The sequence below is a fragment of the Aureivirga sp. CE67 genome (genome assembly GCF_015767245.1).
GTDB lineage: Bacteria > Bacteroidota > Bacteroidia > Flavobacteriales > Flavobacteriaceae > Aureivirga.
Map to the genome: position 1 here is coordinate 108,021 of NZ_JADOTV010000010.1, position 17,002 is coordinate 125,022.

Sequence of the window (17,002 nt, forward strand, 5' to 3'; positions counted from 1 at the left end):
AAAAAAGAGAACCTTAATTTTATCTGATAGGAGATTGTCGATCTGTTGGAATCCCAACTTTAAAAGAGGGATAACTTTCTTCTCCAGCGTAGGCGTGGCAAGCGGTACAACTATTTCGCATAAATTCTATTTTTTCATTAAACAGATTTTTATCTTTTGCATCAATAGCTTTTTTCATTTCAGGAATAACATTGTTTAAAAAATGTTCAGCTGATTTTGCTCTATTTGGTCTTCTTTGTAAACCAAGTTTTAAAGCTTTTTTTATCTTTTTTAATTGATAATTTGCATAATCCCAATTTTTATCTTGACCTCCCCAATACAGTTCTTGATATCTATATCCAATTTCTACCATAGCTTTATCCAAACCTCGAAATTGTTTTTCTATTATTTTAATTTTTTCCTGTTCTGAACCCTTAATCCATCTTCCTTCAACTGGTAAATGTTGTTCTTTTGAATTAGTACATGAGATAAAAATAATTTCTAATGTAAAAACGATAAATAATTTTTTCATTTTATAAACTATTTAAATAATCATGAACAACTGCATAACCTTCTTCATCTAAAGTTGTAGTTCCAATCCAAGGCATATAAACATCTTTGATAACTCGATCTATTTGTTGCTTTTTATTCAGAATTCCTGTGTTTTCTAGCGAAGTTTCTCGTCTAAAATCCAAACCTTTTTTTGCTGCTTCAGAAAAACCTTGCGGATTATGACAATGTGCACAATTCATTTCAAAATAAGCACGTCCTCTTTCATCTAATGGAATCGATTCGTCAAAATAATTTCCAAGCGAACCTATTAAATTATGATCAAAATCGTCTAACATCCCAATTGATTGAAAATATGCCAATTGATTAATGATTTCTCCATTTCGAGAAACATCCATATTCATATTTCTCAGTTTAGGTCCAATAGGACTGATTTCTGCATTATTTTGATGACAAACAATACAATCTTGTTTTTTTGGGATTTCGTAAATGACACTTTTTTCATTCCCATTTTTATCTATCCAAGCAACGTTTTTGCTTTGCCCATCTAAACTAAATACAGCTTCTGTTTGCGAATCATTCCAAATGTAAGTTCCAACATTCCACAATCCTTTTGATTTAATCAACAAACGAGTTTCAATAATTTTATTTCCCAAAGAAGGATTTCGATCATCAATGTGATAGTAAAATGTTTTAACGATAATTGTTCCGTCTGGAAAAGATGGATTTAAATCATCAATTTTCGTCATTTTGCTGTTTGGTGGAAGTTTTATCAATCGTTGTTTCTTGGCGTAATTTGTAAACAACGGCGAAGCAATTTCATATAAATGATAATCTTCCGTCGGGATTAAATTTTTTAAAGCACCATCATAAATATTATAATCCGATAGTTTTTCTTTAAATTCTTCGGTGTCTTCCGTTACCAAATACTCAATTTCATCTTTATTACACGAAGAGAAAAATCCTAGTATAAAAATGAAAAAGAGCAAATTGATTTTAAAATGTTGTTTTATCATAAAGTTTTATTTTAGGCTGTAAAAGTCTTTAGTAACCAATAAAACTTCAAGAATTTTCAATAAACAAGACTTTATTTTAAGTGAAACAGCATTTTAATTTTTATGTTTAAACATACACACATAATAAGATTTTCCTAATCCATTTTTTTGTTTTCTATATTTCAAATCTGGATATTTTTTTTTCAAAGCTAAAATTTCATCTTTTTTTCCATAGAATTTTAATTTCTGCACAAACTCATTTGGTCTTGCTTTTTTACCTTTATAAATAGAAGTTACCTCGTAATCTTTAATGTATTTTTTATTCTTTGAAGCAAACTTTTCTAAAACTCTAAATTTTCCTCGATTCAATTTACTTGATTGTGCCACAATATTTAAAGCACCAGAGTTTCCGCCCAAATTATGACCAATCATATGACCTCCATCATCCAAACCTTTGATTCCTCCTTTAGAGATTGCTTTTGCTTGTTCGTTTGTTCCTTTAATTTTTGTTCGGTCTAAAATGTTTTTTGGAATCGAAGTGATTTTTGCTGAAACTGTTCTTCCTAAATGATCAGTTTTAAAAATTGAATTATTGATTTTGTAGTTCGTATTTGGTAAAACATCTTCAAGAATAGGATTTACTTTCTGAATTTTATTTTTAAGTAAAATTGTTTCATCAGCAGTAATAGTTGTTTTATTCCCTTTTTTAAAGACTTGTCCGAGATTTCTACCAGATTTATCTTTTATTTTAAAAACACCTTTTCGTTTTGTTTGCGTTAATTGAAATTTATTATTTGTGGCCCATTTTTTTAAATCAATTTTCGAACCTTTTTTATAAGTAGTTTTTGCAATTTTTCTACTTCCAATTTTTGAGGTCTTTTTTATTGAAGTTTTCAAAACTTTTGCTGAAGAATTATTCACAGCTTCTTTGCTTATTTTCTTCTTAAAAGCATTTTTTGCAATACGTTTTGTAGCTCTTTTACTTCCTCTTTTGACAGTTTCTTTTGCTGTTTTTCCAAATAATTTCTTACCAACTTTTTTAGCAAAACCAGTTATTTGTGCTTCTGATTGAAAAGAAGTGATAAAAAATAAGAGAAATAATATTTTAAATATTTTCATAAATGATTTCGATAATTGTGTTGTAATATTCTTTTTGATTTAATTCAAATTCAAGTGTTTTTTGATCTATTATTTCTTGAATGGATTCTTCATAAATCTGATGGTATTTTTTTATGGTTGAATTTTCGTTTAAAATTCCTCCAGTAGTCGAGCCTACAAAAGAAACTCCACGTGTAATAATCAAAGAAGTTCCTCCCGTAAAAAAAGCAGCTAAAGATTCAATAGTCAAACTCCCGATTTCGATAATTGCTTCTTTTTGTGCAGATTCTTTAGAAACTTTCACATTTTTGGAAGTATTGAAAACCGTACTTTGTGATTTATTAGAAATTTTTGTAGAAACTTTTTCTTCAGAAACGAATAAAGTAAGCAGTTCTTTGGTTGTAATTGCTCTATATTCATACAAATCATTTTTCATTTCCTTTTCTGCATTTTCGATAATTTCTTCAATTTTTTCTTTATCAATGAATTTGTTCCAATCCTCTAGAAAATCTTGTTCAATTCTATCTCCATCCGTAAAAAAATCTGCAGTCGCTCCATAAACTTTATAAAATGAACTTCCAATATCAAAATATTCATCAGCAAATTTTTCAAAAGCAGGGTAGAAGTAATGATCCAATTCTTCTTTCATTATTTCATTGGAAACATTTACAAGCTCCAATTCATTTTCTTTAAAAGTATTCAAAAGTGGATTTAATTCTTGTTTAAAACTTTGTTCTTTTTGTTTTAAAATACCTTTAGATTTTTCTGGAATTGTTGAAAAATGAGTATATGCATTGATTTTTTTAATTTCCAAAAATGATAATTGATCTAAAACTGGAAGAATGTTCTTTTCCAAAAAAGGATTAATAGCTAAAGAATTTCCTGGATTTTCTTCGTTGTAATAATAAATTTCTTCAAATGTTAAGTCCTGAATTTCTTGATGGATTTGCTCTTTTCTTAATTCTAGTTCGTTTTCTATTTCATAAAAAATAATATTATCAGAAAAATATGAATTTAAACCATGTAACTCATTGTATGTATAAAGTTCAATATTTGGTAAAACCTCTTTTTCTAAAAATGAATTTATAATGTTTTTTCTTAAAGGATATTTTTGAAAATAACTAGAGAAATCAGTAGTTATAAGTGTACTGAATTCTTCAATAATTTCTTCTTCCTTTTTCGCTTTTTCTAGTAGAATTGATTCTTCTAAACTTGATATGTTAAGCTTTTCAATTTGAAGTAATTCTTCATAAGTCAAATTATTTTGAATAACAAAGTTCCAATGCAAAGGACTTAAATTGTGAACTTTTTTTCTATCTTTTTTATACAATTGAAAAAGTCCGTTTATATCCTTTTTCATTGCAGTTTTTTTTATCTGAAATTCAAATTCATGAGTAGAAACTTTACTACTTGAACAGCTTGAAAGTAGTATTAAAGCAGAAATTATTGGGATTATATATTTCAATAGGAAATAGTTTTATTGTTTAATCTGCATAATTACATTATTTAATTAAAAATCCAAATATTAACAATAAAAAACTTGTAATGTCATGTATTTAAGTGAAGAAGTAAATTGATAAAAGATTATATTTTGTTAAACGTTATTATAGGTTTAATTAATTTATAACAATATTTAAATCAAATAATTAGATTGTTTTATATAAGACTGTAAAATCAAGAATTATACTTTTACTAAATATATGGGGGAATATTTTAGATAATAAAATTTAATCATAAAAAAAACCGCTAAAACTAGCGGTTTTTAATTTCTAACTCGTTCATTACGAGCCCTGTTTTTCATTTTTTCTTTATGTCTTTTCTTAAATTGCTTTAACAACTTTCTATTAAAATCAATTTCAGCTTTTTTCAAAAGAACTACTTTTTTAGCTGGTAAAATCTTTTGTAACGCTTCGTAATACTCTTTTCTATTTTCGTAATTTTCTTTTTCAAGCTTCTCAATATTTATAAGAAGTTGTTTTGCTTCCTGCTCATTTAGATTATCAATCTCCTTGATTTTTTGAAAAAAATCATGTTCCTTTTTTCTGTAATCATTTAATTTATCTTCATATTCATTATATAAAGGCCAAAATTGTTGCGCTTCCTTCACAGATAAATCCAAAATATCTGTAATATATTGAACTTTTAAAGCTTTGATCTTTTCCATTCGCTCCTTGGAAGGTTTTCCAAGTGGAGGTGGATGACCTTGTGCTTTAAGAGTAGTAGGAACCAACAAAAAAGCTATAATGGTTATTATGTAAATATGTGCTTTCATAATTCGTTAATTTTCGGAATCTAATAAATTTTCTATTTCAATAGTGTTTAAATATAACTCTAAATCTTCATCACTAATATTATTGGTGTAAAAAATATCATCTTCAATAATATCATCATTCTCGTCATACAATGCAGCTAATTGATAAGTATCAAAATCCTCAGATTCTAAACTTACCCAATTATTAAGTTCTGTGTTTGAAACAGAATCAAAATTAACTTCAGAAGTATTTTTTTGAACTAAGATTAAAATCAAGAAAACAGCAGCAACAGCAACACTTGCAAACCTATAAAAATTTGAATTATATAAAAATCGGATCTTACTTTTCTTTTTAGTAGATTCAGTTGTTTTTACCTTATTTAATATATTTTCTTCGAAACTTTCAAAATAATTGTCAGGAACTTTCATTCCGTTTTCTTTTCCTACAATATCAGAAATAGATTCTTCAGAAATTTTAGACATCAAAGATTCGTCAAATGATTTAAAATAATCATCTGGAGTAGAAAAAGGATTCTTCTTTAATTGAGATTCATTTTTCTTTAAAAAATCTTTATGTTCATTATTTTCGTTCATATTAGTTTGACTTTCTTTCTTTTTAAAAGTTTAATTCGACTTTAAATATTCTTCAATTTTTTTCACCGCATGATGGTAAGAAGCTTTTAAAGCTCCAACAGATGTATCCAAAATATCTGACATATCTTGATATTTGATATCGTCAAAATATTTCATATTAAAAACAATTTGTTGTTTCTGCGGAAGAGTAGCTATAGCTTTTTGTAATTTGATTTGCGCCTCATTTCCTTCAAAATAAGAATCACTCTCAATATTTTCAATAAGCTTTACCTGCATTTCTTCCATAGAAATACTGTTTTGCTTTGCTCGTTTATTTATAAAAGTTATGGATTCGTTTGTAGCAATTCGATACATCCAAGAGTAGAGTTTACTTTCTTCTTTAAAGTTGTCAATGTTTCTAAAAACTTTAATGAAAGTATTTTGCAGAACGTCATCCGTATCGTCATGAGAAATTACGATTTTACGAATATGCCAATATAGTCGTTCTTTATATGTAGAAACTAACACTCGAAAAGCTTTTTCTTTGCTTTTCGAGTGTTTGAGTTCTTGTATTAATTGTTTTTCGTCTAGCACCAAATTTGATATTTATGGTTTAGACTATATAAGTTACAAAAGGTTTAATTAAAATTAATCTATTTTAATAAATTTTCTTTTTGAGTAACCAAATAATTTTTCTGCTTTGATGATTTCAGCAACACCTTCTGGTAGCATTTCTTCCCATCCTTCTTCCCCTTCAGAGATCATTCTTAAAACATTTCTTGAATAAACATTTAAAATCTCAGGGTTGTAGTTTTTGATATCTAATACTTTACCATTGAATTTGAAGTACTTGTAAAGTTCTTTCATTCTTGGGTGAACTTTTAAGTTATCACTTGTGCTAAGTTCTCCTGTTTCTTGGTTTTGAAGAGGGTATAAGTAAAGCTTAAGGTCTTTAAAGAATAATTTACCAAATGCTTCAAGAATACCACCACTTAAGTTTCTGTAGTATTTTTCATCGAAGATTTGAACCATATTATAAACTCCCATTGCTAGTGCCATACGAGCTTTTGTAAACTCAGAGAAATATTCTACAAGTTTATAATACTCTTGGAAGTTTGTAATCATAACGTTTTGACCTAGTGAACAAAGTAATTCTGCTCTGTCTAAGAAATCTCTCTCGTTAATTTTACCTTCAGCTCTTAAGTTTGTAAGTGTAATCTCGAAAATAACTTTCGTTTTATCCGGATCTACTCTTTTTTCCTGTAAGAACATTTCCTTCGCTTTTTCAAACATATCCATGTTAACTTTTGTTACAGGACGGAAACTTCCTCTTAATGCTAAAATATTTGCTTTATAAAGTTGTTGAGCTGGTAGTAAATTATTTCCATCAGGACCGAACATTACTGCATCCGTCATTCCATTTTTCACTAACTGTAAACTCATTAAACGGTTGTCTACATAAGTAAAACGTGGTCCTGAGAAGTTAATCATATCTATTTCAATCTGATCTTTATCTAAATTGTCATAGAATGATTTTAATAATTCTTTAGGGTTATCATTTAAATAAAATGCACCGTAAATAAGGTTTACACCAATAGCTCCAAGAGTTTCTTGTTGTAATTTTGCATCATTCTCTTTAAAACGAACGTGCATAATAATTTCGTTATAACCTTCTAAAGGATCTAACTGGAAACGAATTCCCATCCATCCATGTCCTTTGAATTTCTTAGCAAAATCAATAGTTGTTACTGTATTTGCGTAAGCAAAGAAAATTTTATTTGGGTGTTTGTCTCGACTTAATCTTTCTTCCACTAGCTCCATTTCATGTGAAAGCATTTTTTTAAGACGAGCTTCAGTTACATATCTTCTATCATTTTCTACTCCATAAATCGCATCAGAGAAATCTTTATCATAGGCACTCATCGCTTTTGCAATGGTTCCAGATGCTCCACCAGCCCTGAAAAAATTCCTTACTGTTTCTTGACCTGCACCAATCTCAGCAAAAGTACCATAAATATTTTCGTTCAAATTAATCTGTAACGCCTTTCTTTTAATAGAAGGAACGTGCGATATTTCTTTATCTCCTTTTATTTTTAGAGCCATTTTGTTTACTTTATATTTTCATACAAAAGTACTAAATTTCACTTTTAAATTTTATATTTAACCATTAAATTTACAGAAAAAATAAATTTTGAAAATAACATTTTTAGGAACAGGTACATCTCAAGGAATTCCAGTCATAAATAATACACATCCTGTATGTTTTTCAAAGGATTTTAAAGACAAAAGATTAAGGAGTTCAATAGCAGTAGAATGGGATGATTTTAGATATATAATAGACTGTGGTCCAGACTTTAGATATCAGATGTTGCGTGCAAATATCCAAAAGATAAATGGAATAGTTTTTACACATGAACATTCAGATCATAGTGCTGGGATGGATGATATACGCCCTTTCTTTTTTGATATGGGACCAATTCCTGTATATGCACATAAACGAGTTTTGGAGAATTTTACTAAAAGATTTGACTATATTTTTAGTGATGAAAACAAATATCCGGGTGCTCCAAGTGTCATTCAACATGAAATTTCGAACGAATCTTTTGAATTAAATGGCTTAAAAGTAACCCCAGTTGACTTTCTTCACGGAAATTTACAAGTTTTTGGTTTTAGGTTTAAAGATTTCTGTTATATCACAGATTTAAAGACAATTTCGCAAGAAGAAAAGGAAAAGCTTAAAGGATTGAAAGTTTTAGTGATTAACGCTCTTCAGAAAGAAAAACACTTTACTCATTTAAATTTAGAAGAAGCTTTAGAAATAATAAAGGAAGTAAAACCAGAAAGAGCTTATTTGACTCATATTAGTCATAAACTAGGTTTTCATGAAGAAGTAGAGAAGGAGTTACCAGAAAACGTTTTCTTAGCTTATGATGGTTTAGAAGTTGAAATATAAATTCAAAAATAAAAAGCACCTCAAAATTTCTTCTGAAGTGCTTTTACAACTTATTCTATAAACTTAACTCTCACTTTTAATATTCTACCTCAACTTCATCTGTTAGAGGTAGACTTTGACAACTCAGAATATAACCTTTCTCTACATCTTCATCACTCAAACCAAGGTTTTTCTTCATTGCTACTTTTCCTTTTACCAATTTGCAAGCACAAGTGGAACAAACTCCTCCTTCACAAGAATAAGGAGGGTTCTCACCAAAATCTATCAATGTTCTAAGAATTGTCTTTCCTTTTGGAATTGTAGTTTCTACAGTATCTCCATTTAAAGTTGCAATTAAAACTGCATTATCAACACTTTCAATTCCTTTCTTTTCTTTTCCTGATCCAAAATATTCTTTAAAAATTCTATTTTGTGGAACATCTATTTTATGCAGAGCTTCCTCTGTATCTTCAATCATTTTTCCTGGACCGCAAATATAATATTCCGTGTTTTGCGCATAAGGAGGATATTCATTTATAAACCAATTTACAGATTCTTCATCCACACGACCTTTTCTAAATTCAAATTCATTTTTGGAAAACCAACTAGTTTTTGGTTTACTCAGCGTATGAACTAAAATAAATCTTTCTGGAAATTGTTCTTTTAATTCATCTAATTCCTTTTTGAAGATAATACTTTCTTGATCTCGATTTCCAAAAAAGAGATAAACAAAACTTCTTTCTTCAGTATTTAAAACCGTTTTTGCAATCGAAAAAATTGGAGTAATTCCACTTCCAGCTGAAAATAAATAATATGTTTTATAAAATTCTTTTTTAGAATCTGCATAAAATCTACCTTCAGGAGGCATAATTTCAATGGTATCCCCAATTTTTATTTTATCATTGATATAATTAGAAACCAAACCATTTTTCACACGTTTGACACCAATTCGTATATTTTCTTCTAAAACAGGAGAACTACAAAGAGAATATGAGCGTCTGACTTCTTTATCATTTATATTAAAAATCAAAGTTAAATGTTGTCCAGCCTTATAATCGAAAGTTTCATACAATTCATAAGGTAAATCAAAAGAAATTGAAACTGCATCTTTCGTTTCATGTTTTACATCGATTACTTTTAAAGGAAAAGATTTATTATTCATTGTCTTAGATTTTTGCTCCATGATTTTGCATCCATTTTTTAACTTCTTCTTGAAAACGCCAAATAGCATATTCCCCACGTTTTGCTTGTGCTCCTACACTAAACATTGGCGAATACAACGATTTTTGTTGTTGCTCACAAGCATAAATATCTTCTTCCATAAAATCTCCTGAAGCCATAGGATCTGTTTTAGCATCTCCTTCATATTTTCCTTTGTTTCCATATTTTTGCCAAACACTACTTAAAGAAGATTTCGTCATTTGCTTAGTATATTCCCAACTAGAAGCATTTTCCATTTTCGAACGAATAACAACTAAAGTTCTATCTGGAGCTAAAGGAATTGTATGAAAAGTACTCCAAGCAGATTCATTTTCGCCCAAACCAATATTTGGAAATAACCAAGGAACATAAGCTCCAATTTGTTCTCTCGGAACACTTTTAATCAAAGGATAAGGAACAGCATTATCAACATCTGCTAAATAATCTGGCATTAAAGGTTCGTAAAACCAATAATGTGGACCTTTCCAACCAAATTCAGCCTTCGAATGGTCATACATATCTAAAGTTCCTTCGTGTAAATGAGATAAATGATAATGGTCGATATAATTTTCTACAACAATTTTCCAGTTGGCTTTTATTTCTTTTGTATAAAAAGCTTCCTCTTCTTTTTCAGAATATTCTACCAAATCTTCAACAATATGAGGTCCAAGGTATGGCTCCACCTCTCCAAAAAATTCCATAATACTTGGTGCATTTTTTTCAGGATGAACAAATAACATTCCTTTAAAAATATCTACAGAAGCTTCATGAAGATTTAAATTACATTTATGAAGTTCTTTTCCTTTTAATTCAGGAAATTCTTCATCTTTTTTTGGAACACTCATTAGTTTTCCTTCCAAATCATAAGTCCAATCATGATATGGACAAGTAATTGCTTTCTGTGCTTTTCCAACAGCTCTTAAAAGTTGCGTTCCTCTATGTCTACAAATATTATGGAAAGCTCTCAAACGATTATCTCTTCCTTTTAAGATGAAAATATTATTCAAACCAGCTTGCACAGAGATATAATCTCCAGGATTTGGAACATCTTCTACAAAACCAGCAAATTGCCAAGTTGTAGAAAAAAGATATTTCATTTCCATGTCAAACCATTTTTGTGAAGTATAAGCTTCAACAGGCAAGGTGTGCATCATTTTTTTATTCTCCATAATTATTTGTTTTAGTTTAAATTACAATCAATTCTGAACTAATTCAAATTTTAATTCTTAAAAGAAAAAGAATTGTTCTGATTGATTTTTGAAAGCAAAATTAAAGGTAGATTTTCATCTTTATTTTGATACAAGTCAAAAAATGATTTTTGGTTTAAATACATCCGGAATATGAGAATTTTTTAAAAATGTAACGCTTTTAGACTTTCAAGATTAATTTGAAATTAAATTTTAGAAAAAGCTTTTCATATTCTTTATTTTCTAACTTCATTTTTACTTTAAAACTGTATATTTGGTAAAAAATGTGAATAAATGGATAATTTACTAGTAGCAGAGAATATTATTAAGAATTACGGAGATTATAGAGCGTTGAATGATGTTTCTCTGGCAGTTCCAAAAGGAAGTGTTTTTGGACTTTTAGGACCAAACGGAGCAGGGAAAACTTCTTTGATTCGAATTATAAATCAGATTACTTTACCAGATCAAGGAACGGTTTATTTAGATAATGAAAAATTAGAACCAAAACATATTCAGGATATTGGATATTTACCAGAAGAAAGAGGTTTATATAAAAGTATGAAAGTAGGTGAGCAAGCTCTTTATTTGGCACAATTAAAAGGTTTGTCAAAAAAAGAAGCAAAAGCTCGTTTGGAATATTGGTTTGATAAATTTGATATTTCTGATTGGTGGGGAAAGAAAGTTCAGGAACTTTCGAAAGGTATGGCACAAAAAGTTCAGTTTATTGTAACAGTGATGCACAGGCCAAAATTATTAATCTTTGATGAGCCTTTTAGTGGATTTGATCCTGTAAATGCGAATTTGATTAAAGATGAAATTTTACAACTTCGAGATGAAGGAGCTACCATTATTTTTTCTACACACCGAATGGAATCTGTTGAGGAACTTTGTGATCATATTGCTTTGATTCATAAATCGAATAAAATTTTAGATGGAAAACTGATTGATGTAAAAAAACAATTTAGAACAAATACTTTTGAAGTTGGAATTCATGCAGTAGATACAAATAGTGTTAGAAGAGAATTAGAAGATAAATTCAAAATTTCTGATGCGAATTTCAATTCTATTTATGATAATTTGAAACTAAATATTCAAATTCCAAAAGGAACTTCGCCAAATGAATTGTTGCAATTTTTGACTTCAAGAGCGGAAATTTCTCATTTTGTAGAAATGATTCCTAGTGTAAACGATATTTTTATTCAATCTGTAGAAAATAATTAAAATCCTATTTTAAAGAAAAATGAGTAATTTAAAATTAATTATAAAAAGAGAATTCAACGCAAAAGTTCGAAACAAATCTTTTATCATCATGACTTTTTTAAGTCCACTTTTGATGGTAGGAATGGGATTTTTAATTTTCTTTTTGAGTAAAGTAAATAATGATAAAATTAAAACCATTGCATATGTAGATGGTTCAGCATACTTCACTAAAGAAGATTTCAAAGATGTTGGAGGAATTCAATATAAAGATCTGACAGCTTTAGGAGCAGAAGAAGCGGAAAAAATTACAGAAAAAGACGGTTACTACGGACTTCTTGTAATTCCAGAAACAAAAGATATTGATAAACTAGCAAAAAATATTGAATTTCATTCAGATGACACACCAAGTGTAAATATTCTAGAAAATATTGAAGATGTTATTGAAAAAAATCTTCGAACAAGAAAACTAGAAGAATTTGGAATTAACAAAGAAGAACTTTCACAAGCAAACATTAGAGCAGATATTAAACTTTCAAACTATTCAGGTGAGAAAACTTCCAAGATTATCGGGCTAATTAAAACCGTAATCGGAATGGGAGCAGGATATTTGATTATGATGTTTATTATCGTTTATGGAGCATCTGTAATGCGTAGCGTAATTGAAGAGAAAACCAGTAGAATTATTGAGGTAATAATTTCTTCGGTGCGTCCTTTTCATCTTATGTTGGGTAAAATTGTAGGAAATGCTTTTGCAGGTTTATTACAGTTTGCAATTTGGGGAGTACTTATTGCAATTTTTGGTTTTGTATTTACATTAGTTTTAGGAGTAGATTCTTCAGAATTAGCAACACAAACACCACAAATGCAAATGGGAGCAGAGCAGTTGGAAGCTATGAAAGAAATGCAAAGTCAAGGAAAGATAGAGCAAGTTGTTATAGAATTTTTCCAATTACCACTTTTAAAAATAGGAATTATGTTCATCCTTTACTTCTTAGGAGGATACCTTTTATATAGTTCTATTTATGCTGCAATTGGAGCTGCTGTTGATAATGAAACAGATACGCAACAATTTATGCTTCCTGTAATGATTCCATTGATGCTTGCAGTTTATGTTGGTTTTGCTTCTGTAATTAGTGATCCTGATGGGCCAATTGCTGTTGCATTTTCATATATTCCATTAACTTCTCCAATCGTAATGTTGATGAGAATTCCTTTTGGAGTTTCTTGGGGAGAACTTGTGATATCTCTGGTATTATTATTGCTTACGTTCTTAGGAATTGTTTGGTTTGCTGCCAAAATCTATAGAGTTGGTATACTTATGTATGGTAAAAAGCCGACTTACAAGGATTTATGGAAATGGTTGAAATACTAAACAATTGAACCAAAAATCCAAATGTGATACATTTTATCATTTTTATAACTTTTAGACCAAAAATAAAAATAGAACTTTGTAAAGTTATTAGTCTTTTAAGTCAATTTTTATTTATTAAATAGTTTTTTAGGTTTAAATAAAATGTATTAGGACTTGAGAAAAGAACCATTAACAAAAATTAACTAATTAGCGAAGAATGTCAAAAATACTGATTATAGAAGATGAGGCTGCAATTCGTCGAGTTTTGAAAAAAATTATTGCAGAAGAAAACGACTCATACGAAGTAGACGAAGCTGAAGACGGTCTGATGGGACTAGAAATGGCTACCAAAAACGATTATGATTTAATTTTATGTGATATCAAAATGCCAAAAATGGATGGTGTTGAGGTATTGGAAAAATTAAAAGCTGCAAAACCAGAAACAGTTATGGTTATGATTTCTGGACATGGTGATATTGATACAGCAATTAATACGATGCGTTTAGGAGCTTTTGATTATATTTCAAAACCGCCAGATTTAAATAGACTTTTAAATACAGTTCGAAATGCGCTGGATAAAAATAAATTAGTTACTGAAAACAAAATTTTAAAGAAAAAAGTCAGTAAAAAATATGAAATGATTGGAGATAGTGAGCCAATTGTTCATATTAAATCTATTATTGAAAAAGTAGCACATACAGATGCAAGAGTTTTAGTAACTGGTCCAAATGGAGCAGGAAAAGAAATTGTTGCACACTGGTTACACGAAAAAAGTGATCGTGTAAAAAAGCCGATGATTGAGGTGAATTGTGCTGCGATTCCTTCAGAACTAATTGAAAGTGAACTTTTCGGACATGTAAAAGGTTCGTTTACTGGAGCAAATAAAGACAGAGCAGGAAAGTTTGAATTGGCAAATGGAGGAACTATTTTCTTAGATGAGATTGGAGATATGAGTTTGTCTGCACAAGCAAAAGTATTGAGAGCTTTACAAGAAAATAAAATTTCAAGAGTTGGTTCTGATAAAGATATAAAAGTAGATGTTCGTGTGATTGCTGCAACGAATAAAAACTTGAAACAAGAAATTGAAGACGGAAAATTTAGAGAGGATTTATATCACAGGTTAGCGGTAATTCTAATCAAAGTTCCTTCTTTAAATGATAGAAAAGAAGATATTCCTTTATTGGTAAATCATTTTGCTAAAAAGATAGGAGAAGAGCAGGGAAGCGCTCCTAAGACTTTTACGCAAGATGCAATTTCTCTTTTACAAGAATATGATTGGACAGGAAATATTCGTGAATTGCGAAATGTTGTAGAAAGATTGATTATTCTTGGAGAAAACCAAGTTACAGAAAGTGATGTGAAGCTTTTTGCAAGTAAATAAAAATTACGAAAAACATGTATAAACCTCCAGTTGAAAAATTGGAGGTTTTTTTATGAATACATATTATTTTTTTTCATTTTTGTATTTATAGAAGCACATGAAAAATATTCAAGAACGAGAAATAGAAGGATTTCAGAAAAGTAAAATTATTTTATCGAAACTTCAAGATTATGAAGTTGAGGTTCATAATTCGCCACTTTCTATTAAAATGGTTTTAGAAGGAAAAGAAAATTACCATTTAAATTCCACGAATTTTTCTGTTACAAATCAAAAATATTTAATTGTTAATCAAGATTCTGAATATGATATTTCTGTGCAAAAAACTAAAGAAATAAATTTTACTTCTGGAATTTGTATTTATCCTCCAATAGATTTGGTAAATGAAGTTTATCATTATTTTTCTATGAAACCTAATTTTTTTTTAGAGTATTCATTAGGAAATAAAAACTGTTCTTTTTCATCATTGATTTATAATAATGCTGAAACACAAACTGGAAAATTTATTCAGAATAAACTACCATTTTTTACGCAAGAAAATAATAACATTGATTTTTTAGATTTTTATATCGAATTAGCGCATCAAATGTGTTTTGATCAATTAGGTTTAGAGGATGTTTTAAATAAATTAACTGCTAGAAAAAAAGAAACAAAAGAAGAACTCTATAGAAGACTTTCTTTGGTGAAAGATTATATTCATGATACAAAAAATGAAACTTTTTCTATAGAAGAATTATCAGAGATAGCTTGTCTTTCTAAATATCATTTGATTCGAAATTTTAAATTATTGTATCAAAAAAGTCCTTATCAATATTTACTTTCTTTAAAATTAGAAAAAGCTATAGAACTCGTAAATAAAGGATATTCATATAAGCAAATCACAGAAATAGTTGGTTTTTCAGATGAGAAAAATCTAAGAAAATCTATTAAAAAACTGACAAATTAAAATTAGCAATTTTTACCCCTTTTTTCCTTTTTAGAATTTTTAGTTTTGTGAAAATTTAATCACAAGAATGAAAAAAATAGTAACTCAACTTATTTTTCTTTTAAATATCATTGTTGTTTTTGGGCAAAATGAAAATCAAGATTGGAAAACTTTTTCCGAAGATTTTGCAACAGAATATAGAACATTTGAATTTCAAAGAATAGCTCTTTCATATGTAGAAAATTTAGAAAGAATTAAATCTGATTCTGAAATATTAAAACAAGAAAGCTTTTTTAAAATAATTAAAAAAGGATTAAAAAGGTTTGATTCCGAGGAATTATCAAAAGAAAATAGAATGGATTTTGAATTAATTTCTTATGAGACAGATTTAAATCTGGAGCGTATTTCTTTAGAGAAAAAATGGAAAAAGAAAAACATAGATTCTATTTCTAAAGAAGGACTTTCTAAAATTCCTCATGGAAAAAAGTGGTATAAATATTTTTTAAAGAGATGGTTAGATTCAAGTGTTAATCCTGATGAATTATTTCAATTTGGACTTTTAGAAATAGAAAAAGTAAAAAATGAGATGAAATTAATTCAAGAAAAATCGGGATTAAATCCTACTGATTTTAAGAATTATTTGAATGCTTCTTCTTTTTATTTTAAAAATAAAGATTCTGTTCAGTTAGCTTTTGAAAGTAAAAAAATTTTGATTGAAAATGTTATGAAAAATTACTTCCCATATATAGAAGAAACTCCGGATTTTCAGATAAAAAAAGGAGAAAATAAAGCATTAGCAAAAGTCCCTGGATTTTATAATAGCAATACTTTTTATTATAATTTTTTCGATAAGCCTTATAATAAAAGACAAGTAACGTGGTTGTTTTTACATGAAGCTATTCCAGGACATCATTATCAAGTTTCTTATGAAAGCAGAGCGGAAAGAAGTGAAATCAATCGATTGTTTCAATATTTTTGGTTTATAGAAGGTTATGCTGCTTATGTTGAAGATTTAGCTTTAGAAATAAATTTATACGATGATATTTATGAAGTTTACGGAAAATATGAATGGGATATTATCCGATCGGTTCGTGTAGCTTTAGATGTTGGAATCAATTATTATCATTGGTCGGATGAAAAAGCTTTAAAATTTTGGCAAAAACACATTGAAGGAAAAGACGATATAGCTTTGAGAGAAATTGAACGGATGAAAAACTGGCCAGTACAAGTAATTACCTATAAATATGGAGCAGACAAAATATTGAAATGGAAAAGTCAGGCAATGAAAAACTCGAATTTTGATTTGATTGAATTTCATAAAGTAATACTTAAAAACGGTTCCTTACCGATAAGTGTTTTAAATAGTTTAAACTTAAATTAAATTTCCCCTTTTTTAATAAATTCTATTAGAATTTTTAAGCTA

16 protein-coding genes are annotated in these 17,002 nt (G+C 28.6%); 6 read left to right on the plus strand and 10 right to left on the minus strand.

Annotated elements, in window-relative coordinates; genetic code table 11:
• Window positions 1-19: 19 nt before the first annotated feature.
• The 8 genes from I0K12_RS12935 to I0K12_RS12970 all read right to left on the minus strand — a co-directional run bounded on the left by I0K12_RS12935 (window position 20) and on the right by I0K12_RS12970 (window position 7,509).
• Window positions 20-511, minus strand: a complete 492-nt coding sequence (locus tag I0K12_RS12935; RefSeq protein ID WP_196888541.1) for a hypothetical protein — start codon at window positions 509-511, stop codon at window positions 20-22.
• A 1-nt stretch (window position 512) separates the two neighbouring features.
• Window positions 513-1,505: a c-type cytochrome gene (locus I0K12_RS12940; RefSeq protein ID WP_196888542.1), complete on the minus strand. Its 993-nt coding sequence runs from the start codon at window positions 1,503-1,505 to the stop codon at window positions 513-515.
• A 93-nt stretch (window positions 1,506-1,598) separates the two neighbouring features.
• Window positions 1,599-2,603 carry a DNA/RNA non-specific endonuclease gene (locus tag I0K12_RS12945; RefSeq protein WP_196888543.1) on the minus strand — a complete coding sequence of 335 codons (1,005 nt, stop codon included), beginning with the start codon at window positions 2,601-2,603 and terminating at the stop codon, window positions 1,599-1,601.
• The gene (locus I0K12_RS12950) at window positions 2,590-4,047 is read right to left on the minus strand and encodes a hypothetical protein (RefSeq protein ID WP_196888544.1); all 1,458 of its coding nucleotides are present in this window, start codon (window positions 4,045-4,047) and stop codon (window positions 2,590-2,592) included. The genes I0K12_RS12945 and I0K12_RS12950 overlap by 14 nt, the downstream gene beginning before the upstream one ends.
• A gap of 297 nt (window positions 4,048-4,344) precedes the next feature.
• The gene (locus tag I0K12_RS12955; RefSeq protein WP_196888545.1) at window positions 4,345-4,854 is read right to left on the minus strand and encodes a sensor of ECF-type sigma factor; all 510 of its coding nucleotides are present in this window, start codon (window positions 4,852-4,854) and stop codon (window positions 4,345-4,347) included.
• Window positions 4,855-4,860: 6 nt separating this feature from the next.
• Window positions 4,861-5,427: a hypothetical protein gene (locus I0K12_RS12960; protein WP_196888546.1), complete on the minus strand. Its 567-nt coding sequence runs from the start codon at window positions 5,425-5,427 to the stop codon at window positions 4,861-4,863.
• Between the two features lie 30 nt (window positions 5,428-5,457).
• Window positions 5,458-6,000, minus strand: a complete 543-nt coding sequence (locus I0K12_RS12965; protein WP_196888547.1) for an RNA polymerase sigma factor — start codon at window positions 5,998-6,000, stop codon at window positions 5,458-5,460.
• 54 nt (window positions 6,001-6,054) lie between these two features.
• Window positions 6,055-7,509 carry a TonB-dependent receptor gene (locus tag I0K12_RS12970; protein WP_196888548.1) on the minus strand — a complete coding sequence of 485 codons (1,455 nt, stop codon included), beginning with the start codon at window positions 7,507-7,509 and terminating at the stop codon, window positions 6,055-6,057.
• Window positions 7,510-7,597: 88 nt separating this feature from the next.
• Between I0K12_RS12970 and I0K12_RS12975 the strand changes: the two genes are divergently transcribed.
• Window positions 7,598-8,359, plus strand: a complete 762-nt coding sequence (locus I0K12_RS12975; RefSeq protein ID WP_196888549.1) for an MBL fold metallo-hydrolase — start codon at window positions 7,598-7,600, stop codon at window positions 8,357-8,359.
• Window positions 8,360-8,435: 76 nt separating this feature from the next.
• On the opposite strand, the gene I0K12_RS12980 is transcribed toward I0K12_RS12975, so the two are convergent.
• Entirely contained in the window at window positions 8,436-9,500 is a 1,065-nt protein-coding gene (locus I0K12_RS12980; RefSeq protein ID WP_196888550.1) for a ferredoxin--NADP reductase, read from the minus strand.
• A 4-nt stretch (window positions 9,501-9,504) separates the two neighbouring features.
• Window positions 9,505-10,707: an aromatic ring-hydroxylating oxygenase subunit alpha gene (locus I0K12_RS12985; protein WP_196888551.1), complete on the minus strand. Its 1,203-nt coding sequence runs from the start codon at window positions 10,705-10,707 to the stop codon at window positions 9,505-9,507.
• 312 nt (window positions 10,708-11,019) lie between these two features.
• Here I0K12_RS12985 and I0K12_RS12990 point away from each other — a divergent pair, with 312 nt between their 5' ends.
• The 5 genes from I0K12_RS12990 to I0K12_RS13010 all read left to right on the plus strand — a co-directional run bounded on the left by I0K12_RS12990 (window position 11,020) and on the right by I0K12_RS13010 (window position 16,960).
• Window positions 11,020-11,946 (plus strand): ABC transporter ATP-binding protein, encoded by a 927-nt coding sequence (locus I0K12_RS12990; protein ID WP_196888552.1) that lies wholly within the window; start codon window positions 11,020-11,022, stop codon window positions 11,944-11,946.
• Window positions 11,947-11,965: 19 nt separating this feature from the next.
• A complete protein-coding gene (locus I0K12_RS12995) occupies window positions 11,966-13,297 on the plus strand; it encodes an ABC transporter permease (protein WP_196888553.1) in 1,332 nt (443 codons plus the stop codon).
• Window positions 13,298-13,493: 196 nt separating this feature from the next.
• Window positions 13,494-14,657, plus strand: a complete 1,164-nt coding sequence (locus I0K12_RS13000) for a sigma-54-dependent transcriptional regulator (protein WP_196888554.1) — start codon at window positions 13,494-13,496, stop codon at window positions 14,655-14,657.
• A 97-nt stretch (window positions 14,658-14,754) separates the two neighbouring features.
• Entirely contained in the window at window positions 14,755-15,600 is an 846-nt protein-coding gene (locus I0K12_RS13005) for a helix-turn-helix domain-containing protein (RefSeq protein WP_196888555.1), read from the plus strand.
• Between the two features lie 67 nt (window positions 15,601-15,667).
• On the plus strand, window positions 15,668-16,960 hold the full coding sequence (locus I0K12_RS13010) for a DUF885 domain-containing protein (RefSeq protein WP_196888556.1): 1,293 nt from the start codon (window positions 15,668-15,670) through the stop codon (window positions 16,958-16,960).
• Window positions 16,961-17,002 lie beyond the last annotated feature (42 nt).

What these genes read in the sequence shown, in the direction of transcription:
- I0K12_RS12960 (WP_196888546.1), bottom strand. Translation starts at nt 5,427, where the DNA reads ATGAACGAAAATAATGAACATAAAGATTTTTTAAAGAAAAATGAATCT.
- I0K12_RS12945 (WP_196888543.1), bottom strand. Translation starts at nt 2,603, where the DNA reads ATGAAAATATTTAAAATATTATTTCTCTTATTTTTTATCACTTCTTTT.
- I0K12_RS13010 (WP_196888556.1), top strand. Translation starts at nt 15,668, where the DNA reads ATGAAAAAAATAGTAACTCAACTTATTTTTCTTTTAAATATCATTGTT.
- I0K12_RS12970 (WP_196888548.1), bottom strand. Translation starts at nt 7,509, where the DNA reads ATGGCTCTAAAAATAAAAGGAGATAAAGAAATATCGCACGTTCCTTCT.
- I0K12_RS12980 (WP_196888550.1), bottom strand. Translation starts at nt 9,500, where the DNA reads ATGAATAATAAATCTTTTCCTTTAAAAGTAATCGATGTAAAACATGAA.
- I0K12_RS13005 (WP_196888555.1), top strand. Translation starts at nt 14,755, where the DNA reads ATGAAAAATATTCAAGAACGAGAAATAGAAGGATTTCAGAAAAGTAAA.
- I0K12_RS13000 (WP_196888554.1), top strand. Translation starts at nt 13,494, where the DNA reads ATGTCAAAAATACTGATTATAGAAGATGAGGCTGCAATTCGTCGAGTT.
- I0K12_RS12955 (WP_196888545.1), bottom strand. Translation starts at nt 4,854, where the DNA reads ATGAAAGCACATATTTACATAATAACCATTATAGCTTTTTTGTTGGTT.
- I0K12_RS12995 (WP_196888553.1), top strand. Translation starts at nt 11,966, where the DNA reads ATGAGTAATTTAAAATTAATTATAAAAAGAGAATTCAACGCAAAAGTT.
- I0K12_RS12990 (WP_196888552.1), top strand. Translation starts at nt 11,020, where the DNA reads ATGGATAATTTACTAGTAGCAGAGAATATTATTAAGAATTACGGAGAT.
- I0K12_RS12940 (WP_196888542.1), bottom strand. Translation starts at nt 1,505, where the DNA reads ATGATAAAACAACATTTTAAAATCAATTTGCTCTTTTTCATTTTTATA.
- I0K12_RS12985 (WP_196888551.1), bottom strand. Translation starts at nt 10,707, where the DNA reads ATGGAGAATAAAAAAATGATGCACACCTTGCCTGTTGAAGCTTATACT.
- I0K12_RS12935 (WP_196888541.1), bottom strand. Translation starts at nt 511, where the DNA reads ATGAAAAAATTATTTATCGTTTTTACATTAGAAATTATTTTTATCTCA.